General features: G+C 56.6%; 20 protein-coding genes, 1 tRNA gene and 1 rRNA gene. 1 reads left to right on the forward strand and 21 read right to left on the reverse strand.

Annotation, left to right across the window (positions count from 1 at the left end; genetic code table 11):
• Positions 1-66, reverse strand: a 16S ribosomal RNA gene (locus tag N2315_06890); the annotation flags it as partial.
• 199 nt (positions 67-265) lie between these two features.
• Here N2315_06890 and N2315_06895 point away from each other — a divergent pair.
• Positions 266-2527: a penicillin-binding protein 1A gene (locus N2315_06895; protein MCX7828917.1), complete on the forward strand. Its 2262-nt coding sequence runs from the start codon at positions 266-268 to the stop codon at positions 2525-2527.
• A gap of 236 nt (positions 2528-2763) precedes the next feature.
• Here the strand turns inward: N2315_06895 and N2315_06900 are convergent, their stop codons facing one another.
• From N2315_06900 to N2315_06995, 20 genes are all read right to left on the reverse strand, one after another.
• Positions 2764-3780, reverse strand: a complete 1017-nt coding sequence (locus N2315_06900; protein ID MCX7828918.1) for a deoxyguanosinetriphosphate triphosphohydrolase — start codon at positions 3778-3780, stop codon at positions 2764-2766.
• Positions 3781-3931: 151 nt separating this feature from the next.
• The gene (ppdK, locus tag N2315_06905) at positions 3932-6580 is read right to left on the reverse strand and encodes a pyruvate, phosphate dikinase (protein MCX7828919.1); all 2649 of its coding nucleotides are present in this window, start codon (positions 6578-6580) and stop codon (positions 3932-3934) included.
• Between the two features lie 54 nt (positions 6581-6634).
• Positions 6635-7444: a kinase/pyrophosphorylase gene (locus N2315_06910; protein MCX7828920.1), complete on the reverse strand. Its 810-nt coding sequence runs from the start codon at positions 7442-7444 to the stop codon at positions 6635-6637.
• Positions 7441-9516 (reverse strand): glycine--tRNA ligase subunit beta, encoded by a 2076-nt coding sequence (gene glyS, locus N2315_06915; GenBank protein ID MCX7828921.1) that lies wholly within the window; start codon positions 9514-9516, stop codon positions 7441-7443. Before glyS ends, N2315_06910 begins: the two co-directional genes overlap by 4 nt.
• Before the next feature lie 2 nt (positions 9517-9518).
• Positions 9519-10424 carry a glycine--tRNA ligase subunit alpha gene (gene glyQ / locus N2315_06920; GenBank protein MCX7828922.1) on the reverse strand — a complete coding sequence of 302 codons (906 nt, stop codon included), beginning with the start codon at positions 10422-10424 and terminating at the stop codon, positions 9519-9521.
• Complete coding sequence (locus N2315_06925; GenBank protein ID MCX7828923.1) at positions 10421-11182, reverse strand: DNA repair protein RecO C-terminal domain-containing protein; 762 nt, start codon at positions 11180-11182, stop codon at positions 10421-10423. Before N2315_06925 ends, glyQ begins: the two co-directional genes overlap by 4 nt.
• 20 nt (positions 11183-11202) lie before the next feature.
• Positions 11203-12117 (reverse strand): GTPase Era, encoded by a 915-nt coding sequence (gene era / locus N2315_06930; GenBank protein ID MCX7828924.1) that lies wholly within the window; start codon positions 12115-12117, stop codon positions 11203-11205.
• Positions 12114-12542: a cytidine deaminase gene (locus N2315_06935; protein ID MCX7828925.1), complete on the reverse strand. Its 429-nt coding sequence runs from the start codon at positions 12540-12542 to the stop codon at positions 12114-12116. Before N2315_06935 ends, era begins: the two co-directional genes overlap by 4 nt.
• Positions 12543-12545: 3 nt before the next feature.
• Positions 12546-13811 carry a hemolysin family protein gene (locus tag N2315_06940; protein MCX7828926.1) on the reverse strand — a complete coding sequence of 422 codons (1266 nt, stop codon included), beginning with the start codon at positions 13809-13811 and terminating at the stop codon, positions 12546-12548.
• 48 nt (positions 13812-13859) lie between these two features.
• Positions 13860-14321 (reverse strand): rRNA maturation RNase YbeY, encoded by a 462-nt coding sequence (gene ybeY / locus N2315_06945; GenBank protein MCX7828927.1) that lies wholly within the window; start codon positions 14319-14321, stop codon positions 13860-13862.
• Positions 14322-14358: 37 nt separating this feature from the next.
• Positions 14359-16230, reverse strand: a complete 1872-nt coding sequence (locus N2315_06950; GenBank protein MCX7828928.1) for an HDIG domain-containing protein — start codon at positions 16228-16230, stop codon at positions 14359-14361.
• A gap of 19 nt (positions 16231-16249) precedes the next feature.
• Positions 16250-17221 carry a PhoH family protein gene (locus N2315_06955; protein ID MCX7828929.1) on the reverse strand — a complete coding sequence of 324 codons (972 nt, stop codon included), beginning with the start codon at positions 17219-17221 and terminating at the stop codon, positions 16250-16252.
• 19 nt (positions 17222-17240) lie between these two features.
• Positions 17241-17477, reverse strand: coding sequence for a NifU family protein (locus N2315_06960; protein ID MCX7828930.1), 237 nt, complete (start codon positions 17475-17477; stop codon positions 17241-17243).
• A gap of 84 nt (positions 17478-17561) precedes the next feature.
• Positions 17562-18356, reverse strand: coding sequence for a nucleoside triphosphate pyrophosphohydrolase (mazG, locus tag N2315_06965; GenBank protein ID MCX7828931.1), 795 nt, complete (start codon positions 18354-18356; stop codon positions 17562-17564).
• Positions 18357-18432: 76 nt separating this feature from the next.
• Entirely contained in the window at positions 18433-21456 is a 3024-nt protein-coding gene (locus N2315_06970) for a DEAD/DEAH box helicase (protein MCX7828932.1), read from the reverse strand.
• A gap of 64 nt (positions 21457-21520) precedes the next feature.
• Positions 21521-22108, reverse strand: coding sequence for an aminoacyl-tRNA hydrolase (gene pth / locus N2315_06975; protein ID MCX7828933.1), 588 nt, complete (start codon positions 22106-22108; stop codon positions 21521-21523).
• 17 nt (positions 22109-22125) lie between these two features.
• Complete coding sequence (locus N2315_06980; GenBank protein ID MCX7828934.1) at positions 22126-22770, reverse strand: 50S ribosomal protein L25; 645 nt, start codon at positions 22768-22770, stop codon at positions 22126-22128.
• 98 nt (positions 22771-22868) lie between these two features.
• Positions 22869-23852, reverse strand: a complete 984-nt coding sequence (locus N2315_06985) for a ribose-phosphate pyrophosphokinase (protein MCX7828935.1) — start codon at positions 23850-23852, stop codon at positions 22869-22871.
• Positions 23853-23868: 16 nt separating this feature from the next.
• Positions 23869-25281: a bifunctional UDP-N-acetylglucosamine diphosphorylase/glucosamine-1-phosphate N-acetyltransferase GlmU gene (gene glmU / locus N2315_06990; GenBank protein MCX7828936.1), complete on the reverse strand. Its 1413-nt coding sequence runs from the start codon at positions 25279-25281 to the stop codon at positions 23869-23871.
• Between the two features lie 46 nt (positions 25282-25327).
• A tRNA-Gln gene (locus tag N2315_06995) sits at positions 25328-25402 on the reverse strand.
• Positions 25403-25514: the final 112 nt, after the last annotated feature.

Consider the following 25514-nt stretch of genomic DNA (forward strand, 5'->3'; position numbering starts at 1 on the left):
TCCGACTTGCATGTGTTAAGCACGCCGCCAGCGTTCGTCCTGAGCCAGGATCAAACTCTCCTAGCAATTCTTTAAACTCAAAGGCGTTTTGCTGTCCATTGCGCCGTATTCAGTTGGCATGGTGCCCGTCGCCATCGGCGACAGGGGGTAGTCTATCACGAGTTCCACGATCGCGCAAGCCCCCCTGGCAAAATTTTTTTGTCCCCCTAAGGTGCTATAATCTCCCATATCCATACAGACCTTTTTAATCGACAAAGGAGGCGCCATGAATCTTTTCTTTAACGCTAAACGTCAGGGAGGCATCGTAAAGTTCCTCCTATCAATCCTTCTCCTGTTGGCCCTTTTGGGTGCCGCGGCCGCCTCGGTGGGGCTAACCTTCTTCCTTAGGGAGGTTTCATCGCAACTGCCAACCACCGAGGAAATCCTCTCCAAACAGCCAAGCCAGGCCACCACCATCCTGGACAGAAACGGCAGGGTCATCGCCAAACTCTACGAGGAAGACAGGACCATAGTCCCCCTGGACAGGGTCTCCCCGTGGTTCATCAAGGCGGTGCTCGCCGCGGAGGACAGCGAGTTCTACGAACACCAAGGACTCAGCCCCTCCAGCATAGTCCGAGCCATGCTAGTGGATCTTCTCCACAAAAAGGCAAGACAAGGGGGAAGCACCATAACCCAGCAGCTTGCCAGGAACATGTTCTTATCCCACGAGAAAAAACTCTCCAGGAAAATAAAGGAAGCGGTCCTCTCCTTACGGCTGGAGAGGGTTTACACCAAAGACCAAATCCTCGAGATGTACGTCAACACCATATACATGGGGCACGGCACCTATGGCATAGGCTCCGCCGCCCAGGTTTACTTCGGAAAGTCCCCATCAGATCTTACCCTGTCGGAAGCATCGGCTCTGGCGGGGCTCATAGCCGCCCCGGAGTACTACTCCCCAATCAAGAACCCCTCCGCATCAAAGGTTCGGCAAAGGTACGTGCTGAACCGAATGCTGGAGCTAGGATGGATAACGGCGGAACAGTACAAGACCGCAGAATCGGCTCCGTTGCACCTTAAGGGGCGCAGGTCTTCCTCTTCATTCCAACAGGAGGCCCCTTATTTCGTATCCTATATCCTCTTCAAGAACCTGCTCCCCACTTACGGAACCGCCACCATATACAGAGGGGGGCTCACCATTCAAACCACCCTGGACCTTGACATCCAGCGGTCAGCCGAGAGGGCCTTCGCAAAGCTTAGGACAGAAGGGGCGCTGATAGCCCTTAACCCGGATACTGGGGAGATCCTGGCAATGGTGGGGGGGCATAACTTCGAAAAGAGCAAGTTCAACAGGGCGGTACAGGCCTTCAGGCAGCCGGGATCGGCCTTCAAACCCATAGTCTATACCGCCGCCATGGAAAACGGTTACAGGCCCGTGGATCACCTACTGGATGCCCCGTTATCCTTCCCAAACGGCTGGGCGCCTAAAAACTACGACGGAAGCTACGACGGAGAGGTCTCCATAATCGACGCCCTGGCGAGATCCCTCAACACCCCGGCCGTAAGGCTTGCACAGGTGGTAGGCATAAAAACCATAAAGGATACCGCAAGAGCCATGGGCATAACCTCTCCCTACCTGCCCGACGACCTGTCCATCGCCCTGGGATCCACCAGCGTTACCCCCCTTGAGATGGCTTCCGCCTTCTCCTGCTTCGCCAACGGCGGCTACCGGATAACCCCCTTCGCCATAAAGGAGATAAGAACTCCTTCCGGAGAGGTGTTGGAGAAGAACGGGCCGCAGCTCGAAAGGGCCATATCCCCGGAATCGGCGTTGGAGATGAGGACATTGCTGGAACAGGTAGTTCTTTGGGGAACGGGAAGATCCGCGTCGGTACCGGGCTACCAGGTTTTCGGCAAGACAGGCACCACCAACGATTGGGGGGACGCCTGGTTCGTTGGGGGAGTGCCGGGTCTTGTGGCAACGGTTTACGCCGGCAACGACAACCACAAATCCCTGGGCCCCAAGGCCACAGGCGGCAAGGTGGCAGCCCCCATATGGAAGGAGTTCGTCCAAGGGGTCGTAAGGGCACGCAAACTGCCCCAAAGGTTCCAGGTTCCCTCTGGGGTTAATGTAGAATTTGTTAAGCTTTGCAAAAAAACCGGCTTCCTGGCCTCCCCATCCTGCCCGTCCGCTTACCTGGCCATAAAGTCCGGGCAGTCCCCGACCGCTCAATGCCCCCTTCACGGCGGAAGCCTGAGCGCCGCAAACTCGGACCCCAACGCGCCTCAGTTGCTCCTGTCTCCAACAGACGACGATTACACCGCCTCCAGATACGCCATGCGGTACGGTACACCGCCTGCAACACCCGCTACCTCCAGCATCGGGCCCAACCCGGCTCCAGTTCCAACAAAAGTTCAAAAGCCCCAGACCACCACCGCACCGGCCCCCAATCCATCCTTCAACCCCTACAAGGTGGACCCAAGCCCGTCTAACGAGGTAGAAAAAAAGTACGAAAACCTGCTCAAAAAATACAACATAAGCGACTAATGCCGGTTTTAAAATCCAGAAGGAGGGGGCCATCCCCCTCCTTCTCCTTTGCAAAACACGGCAAATTAAAGCAAAAAACCTGCCATCCCATTACCCGCTACAGCCGTTTCAACCCCTTATTTCACATCTATCTGCTGCCATATTCAGCAAGTCATCCCCGAAGTACAACCTCAAATCCTTAACCGGGGGCATGTCCCTCAAATCGTCTTCACCGTCACCCAAGCAAGCCTTAAACTTCAAATAACCTCCAAACTAACCCCCCACGGATTGGGCACCGCTATGCGCTGAAAGCACAAAAGGGCATAGCGATCCGTCATGCCAGATATGTGGTCGATTATCCTCTGGGTATCCCAATCAGCCCTGCTTCTCTCAAAATGCTGAAAAAGAGACCGTATGAGATGCTCCACCTTAGGCTCCTCCTCAATTACCCGCCTGGATCTATAGAGCTTCTCGTTCAGGAACACCCTTAACTCTTCCATTACGGCCATCATGTCGCTGCTAAAAGCTATTCTGTCCTTTCTGTCCTTGCTTTGGCGTATCACATCCTCCACCATCGCCCCGATTCTCTTGGAAGCCTTGACACCCAACCGGGCAACGCCGGACGGCAGTTCCTCGGGCCTTACAAAACCAGCCCTTATGGCGTCATCGAGATCGTGGTTAAGGTAAGCTATGGAATCTGATACCCTCACAACCCAAGCCTCCATGCTGGAAGGATCATCCAGGTCAAAACCCTTGGAAACGTCCACCTGCCCCTTGGAGTGTTGGAGTATCCCCATCCGTACCTCCCAGGTGAGGTTTAATCCCTTGCCATCCCTCTCCAGGTGATCCACCACCCTGAGACTCTGAGGGGCATGATGAAATCCACCAAGTCCCCTTTCCTGGCTAAGCCTGTTTAAGACCCGCTCCCCCATATGACCAAAGGGAGTGTGCCCTAGATCGTGCCCCAACGCTATGGCCTCCGTAAGGTCCTCGTTCAAGAAGAGGGCCCTGGAGATGGTCCTTGCCACTTGAGCCACCTCCAACGTGTGGGTAAGACGGGTCCTTATGTGATCCCCCTCGGGAAGCAAAAGCACCTGGGTCTTGTGCTTCAAGCGCCTAAACGCCTTAGAGTGGATTATCCTGTCCCGATCCCTCTGGAAACAGGTTCGAAAACCACAAGGTTCCTCCTCCACCTCCCTACCCTTGGACCTGGACGCAAGGCACGCCTTTGGAGAGAGGGTTTCCTCCTCCCGGCGCTCCAAAATCCTCCTCACATCCAAAAAATCACCTCCCATGCAAATGCACAAACGGGGCGGAAGGATAAACCCATCCGCCCCCGCTTCGTTTTCGATGACTTGGACTAGCAAAACACGTCTGCTGCCAAAGGCGCAAAAGCCGGCAACGCCGCTAAACCACTGAAGAAAACTAGTCTATGAGCCCCATCGCCGCATGGGCTGCGGCCAACCTTGCCACCGGCACACGGAACGGAGAACAGCTGACGTACTTAAGCCCCAGACGATGACAGAAGGCAATGCTCTTGGGATTGCCCCCGTGCTCGCCGCATATGCCTATCTGAATGTCCTTCCTCTGGGCCCGCCCTTCCGATACCGCTATCTCCAGAAGTCGGCCAACTCCGGAGCGATCAAGGACGTGGAAGGGGTTATCCCCTAAAACGTGCATCCTCACGTACTCCGCCAGGAACTTGCCCTCCGCGTCATCCCTGGAATAGCCGAAGGTGGTCTGGGTAAGGTCGTTGGTGCCAAAGCTGAAGAACTCGGCCTCCTTGGCCAACTCTCCGGCAATGAGGGCCGCCCTGGGAACCTCTATCATGGTACCCACCATGTATGGGATCTTCCGCCCCAGCTCGGCCTCAAACCGCTGAGCTATCCGGTCAACCATCTCCCTAAGGCGGCGCATCTCCTCATAGGTCCCCACCAGGGGCATCATTATATCCGGATACACCTCCACCCCCTGCCGCATAAGATCCACCGCCGCCTCGAAGATGGCCTCCACCTGCATCTCATATATCTCCGGGTATATTATCCCCAAGCGACAACCCCTGAATCCCAACATGGGGTTCGCCTCCTTCAAGCTCTCCGCCTTATGAATGAGCGCCCTGATCTTGCAAGCCTCGGTAGAATCTCCCTTGCCATCGGCGATCAACTCATTAAGGCGTTCGGTCATCTCCGGAACCTTGGGCAGGAACTCGTGAAGGGGAGGATCCAGAAGCCGCACCGTAACCGGCAACCCCTCCATGGCCTTGAATATACCCACGAAGTCCTCCCGCTGCATCGCCTTAAGCTTACCTAAGGCCTCCAGACGCTCTTCCCGCTCCGTGGAGGCCACCATCTCCTGCATCACCGGCAAACGGTCCGCCTGCATGAACATGTGCTCGGTTCTGCAAAGCCCTATGCCCTTGGCCCCAAAACCCCTGGCCCTCTCCGCATCCTCCGGCGTATCCCCGTTGGCCCACACCTCCAACTTGGACAGCCGATCAGCAAAGTTCAGCAGTTCCTTAAAATCCTCCGTAAAGCTGGGCTGCACCAAGGGCAACGCCCCATGGGCCACCAAACCCCTTGACCCATCTATGGTTATGACCTCATGGCGGCGTATCTCCTTGCCCCCTACCCGCATGACACCCCGGGTCAGATCTATGTCCAAAGCCTCACATCCGGAGACACAGGGCTTGCCAAGTCCTCGGGCCACCACCGCCGCATGGCTGGTCATCCCACCGTGGCTGGTGAGGATACCCCTTGCGGCAAAAAGTCCATGTATGTCATCCGGCGTGGTCTCCGGCCTAACCAGGATAACGTCCTCTCCGTTCTTCCCCATCCGCTCCGCCTCGTCGGCATCAAAGACCACCTTGCCAACCGCGGCCCCTGGGGAAGCGGGAAGGCCCTTGGCTAAGACGTCAAACTTAAGGGACGGGTCCAGCTGGGGGTGCAGAAGCTGCTCCACCTGATCAGGGGTCACCCGCCTTACCGCATCCTCCACGGTAATAAGACCCTCTCTTACCATGTCAACCGCAACCTTAACCGCCGCCTTTGCGGTCCTCTTGCCGTTGCGGGTCTGAAGCAGGTATAGTTTACCCCTCTCCACGGTGAACTCTATATCCTGCATGTCCCTGTAGTGCCTCTCCAGAAGTTCCGTGAGCCTCACCAGCTCCGAGTAAACCTCCGGCATGGCCTCCTTAAGATCAGATATGGGCCTGGGCGTCCTTATGCCGGCCACCACATCCTCCCCCTGTGCGTTAACCAAAAATTCGCCATAGAGCCGCTTCTCGCCCGTAGAGGGATCCCTGGTAAAACATACCCCGGTTCCACAATCGTCGCCGAGGTTCCCGTAAACCATGGAGACCACACACACCGCGGTTCCAAGATCATCGGGAATGTTGTGTATGTTCCTGTATGTCACCGCCCTTGGGGTGTTCCAGCTCTTGAAGACCGCCTCCACAGCCTTCCTAAGCTGCTCCCAAGGATCCCTCGGGAATGACAGCCCCTTGGACTCCACAAGCTTTAAGTACTGCCCCACCAGCTTCTTCAGGGAATCGGCGGTAAGCTGGTGGTCGTAGGAACATCCCTGCTCTCCCTTAGCCCTGGACAGCAGGAATTCAAACTCCCCTATCTCAAGTCCCAAAACCACATCGGAGAACATCTGAATGAACCGCCGGTAGCTGTCCCATGCAAACCTCTCGTCCCCAGATGCCTCCGCCAATGCCTTCACCGTGGTCTCGTTGAGACCTAGGTTCAAGATCGTGTCCATCATTCCAGGCATTGAAACCGGGGCTCCGGAGCGCACGGACACCAGCAGGGGATTGCGGTCTCCGCCAAACGCCTTGCCAGTCCTCTCCTCAAGCCGGGCCACCGCTTCAGACACATGGGGCCATACGGCGTCCATGAGCCCCTTGGGATCCGCCCAGTAGGCCTTGCAGGCCTCGGTGGTTATTATGAACCCCGGGGGAACAGGCAACCCTATGTTCCACATCTGGGCCAGGTTTGCCCCCTTGCCCCCCAACAACCCCTTCATCTCAGCGCTTCCCTGCTCGTACTCGTAAACCCACCTATTGCCAGACATAAGGCAAACCCCCTCGCCTCTCTTATATTCTCTTACGCAAGCCTCAGATAAGGGCTACTTCCCTATGTAATCCAGGATCTCCTGCGCGGTTTCCTCTATGGCCCGGTTGGTCACGTCGAACACCCGGCAACCTATGCGCTTCATTATGGATTTGGCAAATCCAAGCTCCTCCTCCACCCTCTCCCACTGAGCGTAGGACGACACATCCGCGTCAAGGCCCAACACCTTAAGCCTCTCGCGTCTTATTTGAATGAGCTTCTCCGGAGCTATCACCAACCCAACAACTCTCCCCGCAGGAACCTTAAACAGCTCCGCTGGCGGCTCTGCCTCCGGCACAAGAGGAACGTTAGCAGTAGCCACACCCTTGTGGGCAAGGTACATGGACAGCGGGGTCTTGCTGGTCCTGGATACGCCTACCACCACAAGTTCCGCTTGATCCAACATCTCAGGAGACCTCCCGTCGTCACAACGGATGGCAAACTCTATGGCCTTAACCCTGCGGAAGTACTCCTCATCCATCCGCCGAAGCAAGCCAGGGGTCTCCAACGGCTGCCTGTTAAGCCTTTTACCCAATATCTCAAGGATGGGCCCAAGTATGTCAACCACCTCGTTGCCCTGTTCCTGAGCCATCTTCACAAACCACCGGCGAAGGCCATGATCCACAAGGGTACACACCAAGACCGCGCTCCTCTCCTTTGCGGCCCTAAGGACCTCCATGCCTCTCTCCTCATCGCTCACGTAACGGAAACGCACCAGGTTAACCGCGTCCGGTCCAAACTGGCTCACCGCCGCTCTTGCCACATGTTCGGCGGTCTCGCCGGTGAAGTCTGACACCACGTAGAGCTCTACAAGATCAGGGCTCATGAACGCACCTCGCCTTTAAGTTTTGTAAAGTCGCCAATGAGGTCGAACAACCCTTGGGCCTCCTTAAGTATACCAAGCCTGCGGGCCCTTACCGACAGGTCCTGATCCATGACCATGACCCCATCGAAGAACCGGCTAACGGGCCCCTCCAAACGGTGCAGAAGGCGGGCCATCTCCTGCCAATCAAAGGAATCCAACGCCCCCTCCACCTGCGGCCTTACCATCCGGAGCTCCTCCACCAACTCCAGCTCCACCCCGCTAGATCCGCTTAGATCCTCCCCGACCACCTCGTCCTTGGCCTTCACCAGTATGTTCCGAACCCGTATGGCGGCGGTGACCAGATTGGAGAACCATTCCTCACCCTTAAGACCCTCCAAAACCTCGATCAGCTTCAGGGTCTGCAGAGGCCTCCTGCCGATGCAATCCACCGCAAGGCTAACAAGGCCATGGCTGAAATCCCGTTCCTTAAGCTGGATCAAAAGGCGCTGCCGGAAGAAGTCAAGGGCCCTATCCACCACCGAACCGTCGGAGCTAAGTATCTCTCCAGCCTTCCGGAACAAAAGGTCTATGGACACATCCAAGCCCAACCCCCAGATTATCTCGTTTATGCACCGGGAGGCACGCCTTAGGCCGTGAGGATCCTGGGAAGCGGTGGGCTCCACCCCCACGTGGTGGATTGCCACTATCGTATAGGCCCGCTCTGCCAAACCTATGACCGCCCCAACCATACCCTTGGGAAGCTGATCTCCGGCAAAACGCGGCAGGTACTGCTCATATAAAGCCAACGCCACCTCGGGGTTTTCCCCGCTGCAACGGGCATACTCCCTTCCCATTACCCCCTGAAGCTCCGGGAACTCGTATACCATGCTGGTAACGAGATCCGCCTTGGATAGATAGGCAGCTCTATCCACTAGATTCCGCTTATCACCAAGACCTAGATGATCCGTAAGCCAAAGGGCTAACTCCCTTACCGACGCCACCTTCTGGTACAAGGACCCCAGTTTCTCCTGGTATACAACGTTCTTAAGACCCTCAACCCGGCTGGCCAGGTCCTTCTTGCGATCCTCTTCCCAAAAGAACGCCGCGTCGGAAAGACGGGCCCTTAAGACCCTTTCGTTCCCCTCCCTTACGTTTTGCATCACCGTGGCCTGGTTGTTGCTTACACCGACGAAGAAGTTCGCCAGCTTGCCGTCCCGATCGCGAACGGGGAAGTAGCGCTGGTGTTTCTTCATGGTGGTGGTAAGGACTTCTTCAGGTATGTCCAGATAGGACCGATCGAAGGTGCCGTAAAAAGGCACGGGATACTCCACCAGGTTTACGTTTTCCTCCACCAAGTCCTTGTCCAGTTCCACCCTTGCGCCCATCTCCTTCTCCAAAGCCGCCACCGCAGAGAGCATCTTCTCCAGCCTCTTCTCCGGATGAGCTATGACAAACTCGCTGTAAAGCAAGTTCAGGTAGTCCCCAGCGCTTGGGATCTCTATGCTCCTCTTGCCAAGGAACCGATGCCCCCGGCTTATCCTGTCGCTCTTGACATTTCCAACCACAAGGGGGATCACATCGCTACCCCAAAGGGCCACAAGCCATCTTATGGGCCTCGCAAACCTAACAGCGGGGTCGCTCCAATACATGTTCTTGGGGAATATCAACCGCTTGAGAACTCGCTGCAGCATATCAGGCAGAAGTTCCGATGTGTTGCGGCCCTCCCTGCGAACCACCGCAAAGGCGTAAGCCGCGCCCTTAAACTCCCGCATTTGAAGGGACTCAACATCTACGCCGCGGCTCTTCGCAAATCCAACCGCCACTTTAGTGGGATAGCCGTTAGGATCGAAAGCCTGGCTCCAAAGAGGTCCTCTTACCTCCTCCTCCAGATCCTCCTGCCTCTCGCTCAAGGACTTCACATACAGGGTGAGCCTTCGGGGAGTGCCGTATGACTCCATGCCCCCATACCTCAATCCAGCGCCCTCAAACTCTTCCTTTGCCAGCCTTTTTATCTCCTCAAGACCAAAGGAAAGGAAGGACGCGGGTATCTCCTCGGTGCCAATCTCGAAGAGAAGATCTCTAACCGCCATCATGATCACTCGCCTCCCCCGAAAGATCCGTCAAAAGCCTTGAACTTACCCATGAGGGGATATCCCATGGCCTTCCTCTGCTCCCAGTAGGCCCTGCAGCAGGCTCCCGCCAGAGCCCTGACCCGGGCTATATAGCCGGTCCGCTCGGTGACGCTTATGGCGCTCCTGGCATCAAGCAAGTTAAACGTATGGGAGCACTTTAGAACGTAATCGTACGCTGGAAGCACCAAACCGGCGTCCAGAACTCTCTTAGCCTCCCTCTCGTAATGGCCAAACAACTCGAACAGCATCTTCGGGTCGGAAACGTCAAAGTTGTAGGTGGAATGCTCCACCTCTCCCTGATGGTGAATATCCCCGTACTTAACATCCCCTACCCACTGGAGGTCATAAACGCTGTCCACCTTCTGGACGAACATGGCGATGCGCTCCAAACCATAGGTTATCTCCGCCGGCACCGCCTCCATGTCAATGCCGCCCACCTGCTGGAAGTAGGTAAACTGCGTAACCTCCATGCCGTCAAGCCAAACTTCCCACCCAAGCCCCCAAGCGCCTATGGTGGGGGATTCCCAGTCATCCTCCACAAACCTTATGTCATGCTCGGAGGGATCTATCCCAAGGGCCCTAAGGCTGTCCAAGTATATGTCCTGGATGTCATCCGGAGCGGGCTGCACTATCACCTGATACTGATAATAGTGCTGGAGGCGGTTCGGGTTCTCCCCGTACCTCCCATCGGTGGGACGCCTTGAGGGCTCCACATAGGCCACCCGCCAAGGCTCAGGCCCCAAAACCCTCAAGGTGGTGGCGGGGTTCATGGTGCCAGCCCCCACCTCTATATCGTATGGCTGTTGGATGACACATCCCTGGTCCGCCCAGAAACGTTCAAGCCGCATGACTATTTCCTGAAAGTTCAAGACCCTTCCCTCCCCAAAAGTATGTTCGCTTCAAATAAAAAGCCCCTCATCCAGCGGATGATCCGCTCCCAAACCCCAAGCCCCTCATCCGCCGAAGGACCCCTAAAATGGGCAAGACTCCATTTCACGAAATCATCATGCCTAAGGTACAAAGTCCTCAACAGTTCTGCCATTACATCGGCCCCGATGACCGCATAAACACCACAGCAAACAACCCCTTGCTCCGCAAGTCCCCACCGGGAGGTGACCGGGGAACCACAGAGGCAGCACCTAAAAAGATCCGGCATTACCCCTTCCAGTCTGAGCCAGCGCCCAAGAAACCTTACAAAAGCGACGGGGGGAAACACCCCAGCCCCGAGCCCGATGAAAAGGGCCCACAGAAGCTTAAGCAGGTCATCCCGCCGCATCATGCACGGCAGGGATGAAAGAAGTTCACATGCTTCTATGAAGCACTTGAGAGCATCCGGTCGTCCCGAAAGATCCAGGTAGCTGGCCCTTATCACCGCGTCCTTAAGCACCACTGACCTGTGGCCGCGGTAAAAAGAGAACTCCCCCCACGACATGACCTCCGAAGCCCCCCCAAGGGTTGACCTGCCTCCAAGGGGTACCGTGGCCCAAAGGGTACCATACCCCCGCAAAAAGAAGAGGACCCGGCGCCCCCTTTCCCTTTCCTCCTTCCTAAGGACCACCCCCGAGGCCCTGAAGGGACCTCGGGGGGACAGGTCACAGTGAAGGTGAAGCGGAAGGGACAGTCCCATGGCTCACCTCAAAGCCCATCTCACTGACCGTATCCTAAGTTCCTCAGCATGGACGGGTTCTTGCGCCACCGGGGCCTCACCTTTACCCACAGCTCCAGATCCACTGGGTACCCAAAAACCCTCTCCAGCTCCTCCTCCGCCGCAAGCCTTATGGACCGAATCATCTTGCCTCCAGAGCCTATGAGGATCCCCTTCTGCCCCTCTTTCTCCACCACTATGGACGCTCTTATGTGAAGGGTCTTCCTATCGGGATACTCATCGGGGCTCTTAAAGGACTCCACGACCACCGCCACACAGTGAGGAACCTCCTCCTCCACCGCAAGGAAAACCTTCTCCCTTATTATCTCCTCCGTCAGGAAGCGCTCGGTCCTGTCTATCAAAAATTCCTCGGGGAAAAGGGGCGGCGATTCTGGGAGCCAAGCAACCATGGTATCCTTCAAAACATCCAAATTGGTCCCCTGAACGGCGGACACCGGGACCACCGCGTCAAACCCGTAACGATCCTGGAAGAGGGCCACCACGTCCCAGAACTGGTCCTTACGCTTCAGCAGATCGACCTTGTTTACGCAAAGGGCGGCGGGACGGCCAGCCTCGCATATCCACTCAAGCACCCTTTCATCCATGATGGAAACCCTGTCGCACGTGGCATCCACCACAAAACAGATCCCGCACACCTCATCAAGGGCGGCCCTAATCTGGGAGATCATGAACTTTCCAAGGTCGTGTCTTGGTTCGTGCACGCCCGGGGTATCCACCAATACTATCTGATAACCTTCCCCGTTTACTATTCCCCTTATGGCGTGCCTGGTGGTCTGGGCCTTGGGGGACACCGCCATTACCTTTTCTCCCACCAGGGCGTTTACCAACGAGGACTTCCCCACGTTAGGGCGCCCCAATAGAGCCACACAACCGGCCCTGTGGGCCCCTTGAGTCATCGGTCTAATCCCCCAATATCCATGGACTCATCCAGTTCAAATCCATAGGGGAGCAACTCCCTGGCAAGCACCTCCACCCGGCGTCCGCCCCACTGAAAAAGAACCAGCATATCCGGGTTATGCTCCATAAGAACCTGACGGCAGGCGCCGCAGGGAGAGCAGTCGACCTCCTCAGGGCCTCTAACCGCTATGGCCACAGGCTTAGATCCCCCAGCAGCTACCATTGAACATATGGCAGAACGCTCGGCACACTGGGTAAGGCCGTAGCTTCCGTTCTCAACGTTACACCCAAGAAACACCTTGCGATCTTCACACATAAGGGCAGCTCCAACGGAAAACCCAGAATACCTGCTGTAGGCCCTCTCCCTGGCCTTAAGGGCCAGCTCCCAAAGGCCGTCCAGTTCCTCCTCTGCAAGATCCACCATCTGCTACTCCTCCCATCCCCGGCCTTCCCGGCCTCTGAATCGAACCTCAAGAATCCTGTAGTTCCCCACCTTGGTCACATCAATGATCCATGGCCCATGTTCAATGGACTGGCCTTCCTCCGGGAATCCACCGAACAAAGACAAAACCAGTCCTCCGACGGTATCCACATCCTCCGCCTCAAATGTATAGCCCAAAGCCTCGGAAAGATCCTCCAGGTGCACATGTCCCTGCACCAAGAAACCATCCCCATCGGCCTGTATCGGAGGAACCTCCTCGTCATACTCGTCCTGTATCTCACCGACTATCTCCTCTATCAGGTCCTCCAGCGTCACAAGACCCGCAGTTCCACCGTACTCGTCCACCACTATGGCCATGTGAACCCTTGTCTTCTTCATCCTGTCAAACAGCTCCGCCACCTTCATGGTCTCCGGGACGAAGAGGCTCTGCCGCTTGCATTCAACCACAGGTCCATCCACATCCCCAACCGTCAGGTTTCGAAGCAGGTCCTTAACATATAGGATCCCCACGATGTGGTCCATGTCACCTTCAAAGATCGGCATCCTTGAATGGCCGCTCTCCATGAATATGTCTATGGCATCCCTCACGGAGCTGGAGGCTGCCACCGCGGTAACATCGGTGCGGGGGACCATTATCTCTGAAACCCTGGTCTCCTCGAAGGAGATTATCCCGTGGATCATCTTCCTTTCGTCTTCCTCAAGGACACCACTGGCACTGCCCTCCTTGACTATGTGATCTATCTCCTCCCGGGTGATCAACGTGGAGGTCTGGAGCTTAACTCCAAATATACGGCCAATTAAAGAAACTAACATCTCCGCTATTGAGATCAGGGGCCATAGGATAAAACTCAAAAACCTTATGAGGGGCAGCAGAAGAACCACAAAACCGTCGGGCCTGGCTATGGCGGAGGCCTTAGGCAAGATCTCGCAGAAGAAAACTATAACCGCGGTCATTAGAAAAACGGATATCCAAATACCGTTGCCCCCAACCAAGGTTATCGCCACCGCCGATGCGATGGCGCTGGAGGCTATGTTTACCAGGTTGTTACCCAGGAGGGTAACCATAAGAGCCCGCTGCCGGTTGGATGACAGCCAGGAAATAAGGCCCCTTCTTGAAGGATTAACCTCTTCCAATGTGGCCAGCCTGGCCCTCGAGACCGTCGTCATCGCGGTCTCCATGGCACTAAAGATGAAAGACATCAACAGAAGGAACAAAAGATATAGAAGTTTACTGCCTACCTCTTCGCTCACAGGGCTTCCCTTCCTTTAGAATCATTAAAGCACCACAGGATGGCCCAATTATACCGTACGCTCCACCAGCTCATCCTGAAGGCGCCACATGACCTCTCTTTCTTCATCTTCCACATGATCATAGCCTAAAAGGTGCAGAAATCCGTGGTGAATTACCAACAATAAACCCTTCGTAAAACTACCGTCCAAGCTTTCCACCGCACCGGGACATACCACCACGTCTCCCAGAGGCAAGACCTGCCAGTTAGGGGGAACAAATACCCCCCCTTCCTCCCACAGGGGGAAGGACAACACATCGGTGACCGAATCAATGCCCCTATATTTTAAATTAAGCTCTATCATCTGTTCATCTTCGACAAACGTAACTCCAACTTCAACCTTGGACACCAACGACGGGAGCTCACAACGGGTCTTAAGGAACTCCTCCCAAGCAGAGCATACCGCCAACTCCCTGCCGAACAGATCCTCCGGCACCTTCCCTTGAATATCAAGGGCCACCTCAAGGGGCAAAAAAACCACTCTCCTCTTTGTCTTTTTTAAGATAAGATCAGGAGGACCCCTGGATGGGGCGCACTTGTCTTGTGTGCCTCATGGATCTCAGCGCCCCTATGAAGGAATCCCTTATTATACGCATCTCCCGCATGGTGAAGTCCACGTTGTCAAGCTGTTTTGACTCCACCTTGGACCTTATGACCTCATCCACAAGGCCCTCCACCTCCGAAGGGTCTTGCAACCTATGTTCCATGGCCTTAGCCGCGGCCTCCACAGAATCCGCCAACATAACCAGGGCGGTCTCCCTGCTCCTGGGTGGAGGCCCAGGGTAGGAAAATTGATCAATAGGGACATCCTCCCCCATGGTCCTAGCCTTCCTGTAAAAGTAAGCCAAACATGTGGTGCCGTGGTGCTCGGATATAAAGTCCCGCACAAAACCCGGCAGCCCGTACTCCTCCGCCAGCTCAAGGCCATCCCTCACGTGGGACAGTATCACAAGGGCAGAAAGGGAGGGCGATAAGTTATCATGAACGTTCTCCCCCCCAGTCTGGTTTTCTATGAAGAACTTGGGCCTTCTGAGCTTGCCTATGTCGTGATAGTAGGCTCCGGCCCTTACCATAAGACCGTCCATCCCCAGTAGTTCGGCGGCCCCTCCCGCCATGGCCCCCACCGCCAAGGAATGATGATAAGTACCCGGGGCCTCCAGCTGAAGGCGCTTAAGAAGCGGGCTTGAAGGATGGCTCAGTTCCATTATCATAAGTGGGGACAACACCCCAAAGATCCGCTCCCAAAGGGGCAACAAAGCCAAAACAACGCTCGGCCAAAGAAGGCACAAGGCCCCGTATTGCACCAGCGCCGCGGTGGCCACGGGGAAACCAAAGCCCCACCTTACGAACATGGACGCCAAGGATATGAGCACAAAATAGTATGCCAACCGAAAGAGAAGAGAAAGCCTGGACGAAAGCCCCCTAAGGAGGGAATACCCCAACCCGGCGGACAGGACCGCCTGGACGATCTGAATCGCCGCCAAGGGAGGAAAGTATACAAAACATATTATAGCTCCCACCATCCCCCATCCCACCGACAAACCAAAGGCAGGGCCAGGGGGAAGGGCCAAAAAAAGCCAGGAAGCCACCGCCGCAGGGAACATGAGATCCACAAGCCAGGAGGACACCATAAGCTGCAGCCCCCAACAGAGGAATATAACCGTCACCACAAATCCCCATTGGGAAAGCCCCAAAGATGATCTTCCGTTGCCAACATCGGAAAAGAGCGACCAGGACATGTTGGCCCAAAAGGCAACTGCAAAAACCGCCCACAGGAAACGCTTCCACGGGAAGTCCTTGTCCCGGTATCCCTCCGCGGCCAGAAGTCTAGCTATGTCCTCGGTTACCGTCTGCCCCTCGTAAACTATCACACCCCCTGCGCTGTCCCGCCTTTGAGAAGCCATAAAAAGCTCCCACAGGATCTGAAAGACCACGTTCTTTTGGGCTTGAGGCAGGGATAGGCTGTCCAAGGCCCTCCATATCTCATCGTCAATCCGAAGGGAACCCTCTGCGGTTCTCCCCAAACCACCGTCCCTCAAGATAAGATCCCCGGCTGCCACCGCGGCGGATAGCAACCTGTCCCGGGTATTACTATCAAACGAAGAGATCAACCCCACAAGCTTTTGAGAAAGCACCTGACCTGGATCGGTCTTAAGGACGCTCAAGGAGTTCAAAAAGCCATCCGAAAGGCCTTCGGCTTTAACAGACCCAAGCCTTACCTTATACGTCCTTGGGGAAGGCTCCCCCATCCGAAAACCCGCGGGCAGCTCCACCAACCACCAGTTGAGCAAAACCCCCAACAGGGACAACAAAACCGTAAGGGCAACGAACCCGCATCGCCCCCTGTCAAGGCTCCAGTTGTAAGCAAGCCTAACGCCCATCCGATGGGGCGGCCTGCCGTTAGCCCCCCCTGACCCTGTCCTCGTAGTCCTCATATGCCCTCACTATCTTCTGAACTATAGGGTGTCTTACCACGTCGGATGCGGACAATCTAACAAACGAAATCCCAGGTATGCCACCAAGTATGGCCTCCACGCCCAAAAGCCCGGAATCCTTGCCCTGGGGAAGATCTACTTGGGTGACGTCACCGGTCACCACCGCCTTGGACCCCATACCCATGCGGGTAAGAAACATCTTCATCTGTTCTGGGGTGGTGTTCTGTGCCTCATCAAGTATTATGAAACTTTCATTCAATGTGCGCCCTCGCATGTAAGCCAGGGGCACTATCTCTATGACCTTGCGGTCCAACAACCTCATGAACTTATCGGGGCTTAGAAGGTCGAAGAAGGCGTCATACAGGGGCCTTAGATAGGGCTCCACCTTCTCCATGATGTCCCCCGGCAGGAAGCCCAAGCGCTCCCCCGCCTCCACCACGGGCCGCACCAGCACCACGCGGCTTATCTCTCCCCTCTTGAGGAGCGACAGGGCAAAGGCCGCGGCAAGATAGGTCTTGCCAGTTCCGGCCGGCCCTATGGCAAAGGTGACCTCGCTATCCATAAGGGCGTTGACGTAGTCAATTTGGCCCGCCGTATAGGGTCTCACCTGGCGCCCCTTGGCGGTCTGGTAAACAACCGGGGAATCACCCAATCGGTCCAGAAGGGTAAGCCTCCCTCCCCGCTTTATCTCGTCCATAGCCTCCCTTAGGACGTGAAGCTCTATGGGCAACCACCGGTCATCCATCTCCCCAAGACGGAACAGCAGGTCCGCAACACCCCGGACCTGCGATTCATCCCCGCCCTTTAACACTATGAGATCCCCGCGCCCTAAGACCTCAAGGGCAAACTCCCTCTCTATCTCCCTGATAACCTGGTCCTGCCCCGGGAAGGGCCTGACCCTGAGGCTGAAAGAACTATCCCCGGATCCCAGTTCCATGAATACCCTACGTAACCCCCTAGCCTTCCCTCTTTACCGCCGCCACATCCGGGAAGGAACGCTTTATCACCTGCTCCACCTGAACCCTCAATGTCTCCTGGGCAAAGGGACAGGTTCCACAGGCACCGGTAAGGGACACCCTCACCACCTTGTCGGCCTCATCGAACCCCAAAAACTCTATGTCCCCCCCATGAGACTGCAGGGCCGGCCTTATCTCCTCATCAATGAGCTTCCTGATCCCCTCTTCCACTGACATCACTTCTCCCCTCGTTTTTAATTTCTAACCTCTTTGCCCTGTCGATCTCCGCCATCAACGGCCTACAACGGACGCAACCCCTCTTCACGGCCCCTCGGCGGCCTTGGCGTCATCCCAAAGCAAATCCAACTCCTCAAGGGAAAGGGCCCCAAGCCCCTTACCCTCCAAGGCAACGGCCTCCTCCATGGTTCTAAAACGCCTGCTAAACTTATCACAAGTAGCCCTGATGGCCTCCTCCGGATCCACCCCCAATCTCCTGGAAAGGTTGACCACCGCAAAAAGCAGATCCCCGATCTCATACGTCACCGTTCTAAGATCCCCTGAGACGATAGCCTCCCGTACCTCCTCAACCTCCTCCTGGATCTTGCGGAACACCGGCTCCTGCTGGCCAGCGGGCCAATCGAATCCCACCTTCGCCGCCCTCTCCTGGATCCTAAGGGCTCTTAAAAGGCCAGGCAACGACCTTGGTATGCCAGCCATGGCGGAATGATCCTTATCCTCCCGCCTCCGTTTCAGAGACTTTATGGCCTCCCAGTTCCGGCTCACCTCCTCCGCGGAGGACACCGAGGTCTTTCCGAAGACGTGGGGATGCCTTTCCACCAGCTTGGCCAACAGGGAATCCACCACATCCCCAAGGTTGAAGTACCCGCCTTCCCTGGCTATCTGAGAGATGAACACCACCTGAAGGAGCAGATCCCCGGCCTCTTCCTTGATCCCCCCAAGGTCACCGGAGTCAATGGCCTCAACCAACTCGAAGGCCTCCTCTATTATATACCGCTTTAAAGAACTCATTGTCTGCTCCCTGTCCCAGGGACAGCCATCGGGGGATCTCAGCTTCTCCATAACGGCCACCAGCTGATTCACCCTGTCCCCAATCATAGGTTCCAACCTACCCGTCACCTCCAAGCTTGAACCGCCTATTCGCGTCCCCCAAATACCCTCCCGGGGCGAGAGGTCATCGGATGCAATTGGCAAACAGCAACGCCAACTCCGCCAATCCCCTGGCCCCAGCAAGCCCAGTAGGACCTTCGATGAACTTGCCACAAACCCGCCAACCGGCGGGGAGCTTAATCGCCTTAAAGTCATCAGGGGAAATGAGGTTAACCCGCAATGCGGACCGTCCGAACAGGATGGATGAGGCAACCCCCTTAAGCCGAGCCCGGCACAGCGCCGCCAGCAACAACATCTCCACCTCCGGCGGGACAGGCCCAAACCGATCCTCCAGCTCCCCCTTAAGATCATCCACTTCCTTCTCATCCAAGGGCCCAAAGAGCCTCCTGTACAACCTAACCCGGGTGGCAGTGTCCTCCAGATACCATCCCGGCAGGGTGGGGGAGTCCTCCCAATCCACCTGGGGCATCTCCAGGCCCTCCCCCTTCAGGCGGGACATTTCCTCCTCCAGCAGCCGGAAGTACAGCTCAGGAGACAGGTTTGAGACGTACCCATGCTGGGATGTCCCAACCAGTTCCCCTCCTCCTCTCAGGGAGAGATCCACCATGGACAGGTGGAACCCAGACCCGAGGTTGTCCATGGATCCTATGGCCTCCAAGCGCTCCAGGGAACCTCCCCTCGAGAGCCCATCGGGGTAGAGAAAAAGGGCAAAGGCCTGATCGCTTCGGCGACCGACCCTGCCCCTAAGCTGGTAAAGCTGGGCCAACCCGAGGCGGTGAGCCTCATCGACTATTATGGTATTAGCTCTCGGGAGGTCAAGGCCGCTCTCTATTATGGTGGTGCACAACAAAATATCCACCCGGCCCTCCATAAACGCCATCATCGCGTCCTCCAACTCCCGGTCCCTCATCTTCCCATGGGCCGCCTGGATCCTGAGGTCCGGGAAAAGAGCCTTAAGGCGCAAATAGGCCTTGTGCAGGGACTGTATCCTGTTGTGAACGAAGAAAACCTGTCCTCCCCGGCTTACCTCCCTCATAACCGATCCTACCACCAGAGCGTCCTGCCACGGGGAAACCACGGTCACCACGGGCCTTCTGTCCACCGGCGGGGTTGAAAGCACCGATATGTCTCGATAACCGCTTAACGCAAGCTGCAGGGTCCTTGGTATCGGGGTGGCGGAAAGCATGAGAACGTCAGCCCTGGGGAAGCGCTGCCTCCATCGTTCCTTCTGCATGACCCCAAAACGGTGCTCCTCATCCACCACCACCAACCCCAGATTCCTGCAAGACACGTCGTCCATCAGAACCCTATGGGTGCCTATCAGTACGTCCACCTTGCCCTGTCCAAAATCCGCCCTTATGGCATCCTGCTTAGCCTTGGGGACAAAACGGTACAACGCCTCCACCCTTATGGGAAAGGCAGCAAGCCGTTCGGAGAAGGTCTTATGATGCTGGGCGGCTAGAAGGGTAGTGGGAGTTATGACCAACACCTGATAACCTGACATGGCGGCCTTGAAGGCGGCCCTCAGGGCAAGCTCGGTCTTCCCAAAGCCCACATCCCCCACGAGAACCCTGTCCATCGGGATGGGGCGTTCCATGTCTGCACATATCTCCTCCCAACAGCGAAGCTGGTCCCGGGTCTCCCTGTGGGGAAACGTGGACCTTAAGGCTTCCATCTCCTCCGTAAGCTTCTCAAAGGCTATCCCCTTCTGCATCTGCCGCCTGGCTTGAGCCTCCAGCAGCTTGGACGCCGCCTCCCGGGCCTTCTGGCGGGCCTCCGCCAAGCTCCGCTTCCATCTGCCCTTTCTCAGAGAATCCAACTCCACTTGATGATCCGGAGGAGATTCAATCCTATGCAGCTTGGCTATGCGGTACGTAGGCAGCAGGAGCCGGCTGCCGCCGGCAAACTCCAAGGCCAGATAGTCCTGAGGCACCCCTCCCTGGGTGAGGTTCTCAATGCCTTGATATCGACATACCCCATAATCCTCGTGGACCATGAGATCCCCAAGGGTCATATCGTCCAGCAGTTCCGAAGGGGGCACCAGCGATGCCGCACCCCGGGTTATCCCGCCTGGCCCTGCCACATCGGCCTCGGACAGGTAAAGAACCCCCTTGTTGCTATCCAGAACGCCTTCTGAAATAAGCTTCGGAATCGTCTCAAATCCAGCCTTAGCGGCCCATTCAAGATAGCCTTCGGTGGCGCCGAAAAACAGGGTTTTGTACCCTCTCTCTCTTAGTTCTCGGCCGAAAGACTCCGCATCCCGCAACCTCCCAGCAAAACCGGGCACTTGAATCAACCCAGTGTCCGAAGCTCCGGGAGAGGTTGAGCAGGTGGCGCAAAGGACCCTTGAAGCCCTGGGAAGAACTACCTCCCAACGGGTCCCCTCCGGAAGGCGGGGGAATGACCTCCTGAGCTCAGCCCACAACCATGACGAAGCCTCGCTCTGAATCTCGCATTCCCTAGGTTCAAATACGACCAAATCAAAGTCCGCTCCCAAGGCGGCAAAATCACTGGCCCCAAGCCCCTTGAGGGCTGGGACGTGAAAACCATTCAGCCTTCCAACGGTCCTCTGGGTGGACGTGTCAAAAAACCGTATCTCCGTCACCTGGTCATCGTCGAAGACCACTCTGACAGCCCCTTCTCCGGGAGGGAAAAGGTCCACCAGCCCCCCCCTGAGGGCCCACTGTCCGGGAGCCCAAACCACGGACACCCTCTCGTAGCCCTGGGAGGAGAGCCAAGAAATCAATTCCTTCCTGGCCTCTTCCCCAACGGCAACCCACAGGCTCTGAGACTCCGAGAGGAACGGCAAAACCAGCCCCGCCGAAGAGGCTACCATGGTGCCGCCTTGGTGGACCCAACGCAAGACGGCCCTTCCCCTGTGCAGGAGAAGGGCTTCCATACCGTACCCATCGTGTCCAGCCACCGGCAGATCCGGCAAATCCAAGGGCTCATGAGTGCCAAGGGCTAGAAGGTCCCCCCTCAAAGCCCCAGCCTCCGAAGAACCGGGCAGCACCACCAGCCTCCGCCGAAGCGGCGTTTCAGACCTCACAGACTCCAACCAAAGGGCCCTGGCCGCTCCCCTTGGCACACGAAAAAAACGATGTCCTTCCATAGCTCCCATAACAGTCAATCGTGGAAAAGAGGAGAACCGGTCATCCAATCGGGCAGAAATCCTTGGAGTTCACTCGACACATGGCCTCCTCAACCCCCGATCGTATCCAAAGCCTTATGGCCTCTTCCGCACAGCGGGCCACCAAGGGCCAAGATTTTCTCTCCTCCTCCGACAGACAAGACAACACCCATTGAGCCAGATCCCCCCTGGGGGTCTTAGGAGAGCCCACCCCGATCCTAAGACGAGGTATATCGCAGGTCCCAAGGGAACCTATCACAGAGGCCATGCCCTTCTGCCCTCCAGCGCTGCCTCGGTCCCTCATCCTGAGCCTCCCAAATGGAAGGGCCACATCGTCATATACTACCATTATTGAACCTATGGGGACCTTAAAGTAACCCACCGCCTCCATAACCGCAAGACCACTCAAGTTCATGTACGTTGTGGGCTTCATGAGGCAGCACGTCTCTCCCTCGATCCTTACGGAATCCCAGAACAGGGATCTAAACCTCTCCCTTGGAGCCCCCGCCCCCAAAGCCTGGACCAGGTGATCAATCACAAGCCACCCTGCGTTGTGCCTGGTCCAAACATATTGAGGGCCTGGGTTACCCAGGCCCACGATCAACCTCATGACAGGTCGCTAGACCCCTACTCTCCGCCCTTCTTGGCCTTGCCCTTAGCCAGGACCTCCACCTCACGGGGCTCACCCTCGGCAGATTCCGCCTCCTCCTCCGGGGAAGAAACCGCCACCACCACCGTATCCTGCGGCAAGACCCAGTGGACCTTGGGGCCGAACTGCAGATCCGAAATCCGCACCTCGCCACCCATCTCAAGGGACCTCACATCTATGTCCACCCGCTCCGGGATATCCTCGGGGAACACCTCCGCCACCAGTTCATAGTGGTACTGCTCAAGCACACCGCCCTGCTTAACCCCAGCGCACACGTCCTTACCGTGCAGGTGCACAGGGATCTGAACCCTCACCTTGTGATCCTTCACCATCTGGAGGAAGTCCAGATGCACCAGATCCCTGGTAAGGGGGTGGCGCTGGATCTCCTTTATGAGCGCCATCTCCTGCTTCCCGTTCACCGCCAGCTCAATAACGGTGGTCTCCCAACTCTCGCTGGCGCACACCGCCTGAACCTCCTTGGCGTTAACGTATCCGGCCACGCCAGCCTCATAGGAGGGGCCGTAAACCACCGCCGGGATCATACCCTCACCGCGAAGCTTCCTGCAGGCTCCCTTGCCAAGGCCATCCCTATCGTGAAACTGCACCTTTACCCTTTCCTTCATATCCTTCATCCTCCTCCGACGCAGATCCCCGGGGCACCATAAAGGCGAAAACTCCCGCCCCGCGACTACTACGACCTTTTTTGATTTTTTATTACGACTCAGCGCGAGGGGCGCTGATGAAACAAGATGCTCACGGAGTGATCCGAGTGTATACGCCTTATGGCTTCAGCAAAAAGCGGCGCTATTGAAAGGGTGGTTATCTTATCGCACATCTTGTCTTGGCTCATGGGTATGGTGTCCGTAAGCACCAGCTCCTCTATTACGGAGGAGCGAATCCTGTCCACCGCGGGACCGGACAGAACACCGTGGGTGGCGCAGGCCAAGACCCTCCGGGCCCCCTTCTCAATAAGGGCGCTGGCGGCGTTCACCAGCGTGCCGGCGGTGTCCACTATATCGTCCACCAATATGGCCACCTTGTCCTTAACATCCCCGATTATCTCCATAACTTCACAGAAGTTGGCCACCTCATGGGACCTGCGCTTATCCACTATGGCCAGATCCGCATTAAGGTGCCCTGCAAAGTTACGGGCCCTCACCACGCCGCCAATGTCCGGAGAGACCACCACTACGCCGTCGGCCTCTATGTCGTCCTTCAATGTCCTCTTGAAGTAGGATGCCAAAAGGGGTATCCCGGTCAGATGGTCAACGGGTATGTCAAAGAAGCCCTGGATCTGACCCGCATGAAGGTCCGCGGCTATCATCCTGTCCGTGCCTGCCACGCTGAGCAGGTTGGCCACCAACTTGGCGGTGATGGGCTCCCTGGAGCGGGTCTTCCTATCCTGCCTGGCGTAACCAAAGTAGGGAGTAACCACGTTTATCCTGTAAGCGGAAGCCCTCGCAAGGGCGTCCACCATCACCAGCAATTCCATAAGGTTCTCGTTGACCGGGTTGCAGGTGGGCTGCACCACGTAAACATCCGCACCCCTCACGCTCTCCTCAATGGAAACCCCTATCTCGCCATCGGAGAACCTGAAGAGTTTGCAAGCCGCAAGGGGCACCCCCAGATTCATGCATATGCTCTCCGCAAACTGAGGATGCGAGCTGCCGGATAAAACCTTTATCTCCTTGAGCCCCGCCGTCATCACGCAACACCCTTCCTCAATCTTTTTTCTGTCTCCGCCGGCTCCACCCCTCCACGTTCCTCTGCTTCGCCCTGGCAACCGCCAAGGAGCCGGCAGGTACGTCCTGGGTTATCACAGAACCTGCGGCAGTCGTAGCCCCATCCCCCACGCTGACCGGCGCGACCAACATGGTGTCGCTGCCTATGAAGCAGCCATCCCCTATTACCGTGGGGTTTTTGGATACCCCGTCATAGTTGCACGTTATGGTTCCAGCCCCTATGTTCGTACCCCTACCTATGGAAGCATCCCCCACGTAGGATAGATGCGGAACCTTGCTGCCCTCGCCAACCCGGCTCTTCTTTATCTCAACAAAACGCCCCGCCAGGGAACCGTCTTCCATGATAACCCCATCCCTCAGGAACGCAAAAGGCCCAACCTGCACGTCATCCCCAAGCTTGGCGGACTCCATTCTAACGTTTCCCCAAACCCGGCAGCCTCTGCCCATTTCCACGTGGTTCAGCCAAGACATGGCTCCTATGTGACAGGAATCTCCTATGCGGGACTTCCCTATCACCGTAACCCCCTGCTCCACCCAAACGTCATGGCCTATCTCCACCCTGGGGCCTATCCACACGGAGTTGAGATCCAAGCACTTAAGCCCCGACGAGAGCCAACGGGTAAGTATGCGAAGCCTCAACAACTCGGCCAACTGCGCATACTGCAAGGGGTCATTTATACCTCTCAGCTCATCCTCGTCAACGGACAAAACCCCTATGGACCCCATCGAAGAGAGCAGGGACACCGCATCGGGGAGATAATATTCCCCCTGGGCGTTGCGGTTATCAAGCCGATCCAACACCCCCCCCAGGGCCCCCACGTCGAACACATACACACCGCCATTACAGAGCCTCACCACCCGCTCCTCTGGGGAGGCGTCCTTTTCCTCCACGATGCGGACCGAGCCGCCGGAGCATATAACCCTGCCGTATCCAAAGGGATTCTCCGCCTCAAAGGCGAGAAGGGTGCAAAGGTTCCCCTGGGAGAGATGGGCATCCACCAGGTTCTTTAAAGTATCCCCCGACAACATGGGGGCATCCACCGGCAAAACCAGGAGGTGCTTAAGCCCCCGCCACCAATCCCTGGCGCACAGAACCGCATGGGCGGTCCCAAGCATGGGAGACTGGAAGGACACGGAGACATCAAACCCCAAATCCCTTATCCGGGAAGCCACCGCCTCCCCCTCGTGCCCCACCACCACGCCCATGGGAGAAAGACCGCACTCCTCCATGGCCCTAAGGGGATAGTAAACCAACGGCTCACCGAGTATCGGGAAGAGGGCCTTGGGCGTGCTGCTCTTAAGCCTCGTCCCCTTACCAGCTGCTAAAACCAGGCCACCCACCAAGCCGGCGCTCAAAGGATCCACCCTCTCTCGCAAGTTCTGATCTCTCAAGACCACAACAAATAAGGGAAGCCCACAGGCCCCCCACCAAACCAAATGGCTGGGGTGGATGGATTCGAACCATCGAATGGCGGATCCAAAGTCCGCTGCCTTACCGCTTGGCTACACCCCAATCGACCCCAAATTATATCCCTTAACAGGCAGCCCTTCAAGGGCACGAATTGCCTCACGTAAAATCTAAACGAAAAGGGAACGTTGCCTCACCTAAGAATCCAAACGAAATA

The sequence above is a fragment of the Thermanaerothrix sp. genome (genome assembly GCA_026417795.1).
GTDB lineage: Bacteria > Synergistota > Synergistia > Synergistales > Synergistaceae > Thermanaerovibrio.